Raw genomic sequence first — 2,169 nt, 5'->3', positions numbered from 1 at the left:
TGCGGCCCCCGCCCGCTGGCCCCAGACCACCGTCGGCGAGCTCGCGCGCGCGGGCGCCCTGTCCCTGCACACCGCCACGAGCCCCGGCACCCCCGGCGCACCCACCACCCCCGCGCGCGTCCCCGTCCGCACCGTCCGCACCGTCCGCGCCGTCCTCACCGACCACGACGTCCTCACCGGCACCGCCCCCTCCGGCACCCATACCGCCGACGACGACCCCGTCCTCCTCGCCCCCGGCGACATCGTCGTGCCCGTCATCGGCGCGGGCGCCGCCGCCCGCGTCGTCGACGAGGCCACCGCGGGCGCCGCCCTCGGCCGCGGCCTCGCCCTGCTGCGCCCCGACCCGGACGCGCTCGACCCCTGGTTCGTCGCCGGGTTCCTGCGCTCCACGGCGAACAACCGCCAGGCCAGCAGCTACGCCTCCACCGCGACCCGGCTCGACGTGCGCCGCCTCCAGCTGCCCCGACTGCCCCGGTCCGAACAGGCCCGCTACGGCGCCCGGTTCAGCGCACTCGCCGCCTTCGAGGACGCCCTGCGCCAGGCCTCCCGCCTCGGCGAACAGCTCGTCCAGGGCCTCTACGACGGACTCACGGACGGCACCCTCGACCCGGAATGACCCGCCCCGCCCCGGCCGGTCGGCAACGGTTCGGTACATCCCCGGTCCGGTTGTCCGCGCGGGCCTATAACCTCGATGCAGAACACGGGTTTCGAACAGGCACACACCAGCAGGAGCAGCCATGCACGGCCAGGGCTACGCGCCGCCTCCGCCCCAGCCCCCGTCCTCCGGGGCCCAGGCAGGACTGCGCGTCCTGTTCGTGGCGATCGCGGTGCTCACCATCGGCTTCCTGGCGTTCGTGCCGACACTCAAGCTCGCCGTGACCAGCCGCCGAAGGGTCGACTGGCAGGTCTTCAGCGCCGTCGCCGCGTTCCAGCTCCTGTCCTGGGTGCTCGTCTTCACCGACCCCGGCGACGAGGAGTTCGTGGCCCAGGGCAACGCGGGCATGGTCGTCATGCTCCTCACCCTCGCCGTCTCCGTCACGTACTTCCTCGTGGCCGACATCCGGCTCGCCGCGCAGCAGCGCCTCGCCGCACGCCCCGCGACCGGCCCCTTCCTCCCGGGCCCGCAGCCCCAGCCCCCGTACGGCTACGGCCGGCCCCAGCCCCAGGCCCCGGTGTACCCGCAGCCCGGCCCCGCGGCCCACCTCACCCAGGGCACCACCGCCCCCCGGACCACGCCCGTCCCGCCGTCCACCCCGCCGTCCACCCCGCCGGGACCGCCCGCCCAGGGCCAGCCGCCGCACCGCATCGACCAGGTCCGCGCCGAGCTCGACGAGCTGAGCGACTACCTGCGCCGGCAGGACGGCGGCCGGTGACCGCACCACCCACCACCGGCGGCCGCGTCGTCGCCGGCCGGTACGAGCTGTCCACACTCATCGGCCAGGGCGGCATGGGCCAGGTCTGGACCGCCTACGACCAGCGCCTCGACCGCCGCGTCGCCGTCAAACTCGTCCGCCCCGACCGCGTCGCCGGCGCCGAGGCCGAAGAGCTGCGCCGCCGCTTCCTGCGCGAGTGCCGCGTCACCGCCCAGGTCGACCACCCCGGCCTCGTCACCGTCCACGACGCGGGCAGCGAGGACGACGGCACCTCCCCGTTCCTCTACCTCGTCATGCAGTACGTCGACGGCTCCGACCTCGCCGACCACTTCGCCGAGCACACCCCCTACCCCTGGCCCTGGGCCGTCTCCGTCGCCGCCCAGCTGTGCGCCGTGCTGTCCGCCGTCCACGCCGTCCCGATCGTCCACCGCGACCTCAAGCCGCGCAACGTGATGATCAAGAAGGACGGCACCGTCACCGTCCTCGACCTCGGCGTCGCCTCGGTCCTCGACACCGACACCACCCGCCTCACCCACACCGGCTCACCCATCGGCACCCCCGCCTACATGGCCCCCGAACAGGCCATGGGCGGCGCCGTCGGCCCCTACACCGACCTCTACGCCCTCGGCGTCCTCCTGCACGAACTGCTCAGCGGAGACGTCCCGTTCGCCGGCACCACCGCCCTCGGCATCCTCCACCGCCACCTCTACGAAGCCCCCGTCCCGCTGCGCCGGCTGCGCGCCGAGATCCCCGAAGCGCTCGAGAGCCTCGTCCTGCGCCTCCTCGCCAAGGACCA

Annotated in this window: 2 protein-coding genes and 1 pseudogene; all 3 read left to right on the top strand. The window is 74.9% G+C overall.

What is annotated here, in order from left to right; translation table 11 throughout:
* A pseudogene (locus GTW43_RS30010) lies at window positions 1-616 on the top strand (SAM-dependent methyltransferase); the annotation flags it as partial.
* A gap of 121 nt (window positions 617-737) precedes the next feature.
* On the top strand, window positions 738-1,373 hold the full coding sequence (locus tag GTW43_RS30005; protein ID WP_161305139.1) for a hypothetical protein: 636 nt from the start codon (window positions 738-740) through the stop codon (window positions 1,371-1,373).
* Window positions 1,374-1,447: 74 nt separating this feature from the next.
* On the top strand, window positions 1,448-2,169 hold a 722-nt coding region (locus tag GTW43_RS30000; protein ID WP_237536892.1), incomplete at its 3' end, for a serine/threonine-protein kinase.

It is taken from the genome of Streptomyces sp. SID5785 (assembly GCF_009870065.1).
In the GTDB taxonomy this organism is placed as follows: Bacteria; Actinomycetota; Actinomycetes; order Streptomycetales; family Streptomycetaceae; genus Streptomyces.
Note: the sequence above shows the minus strand (reverse complement) of the source record. Positions and strands in the feature narration are given on the sequence as shown.

Excerpts from the sequence above, each read along its gene's own strand:
- GTW43_RS30005 (WP_161305139.1), top strand. The coding sequence starts at position 738 with ATGCACGGCCAGGGCTACGCGCCGCCTCCGCCCCAGCCCCCGTCCTCC.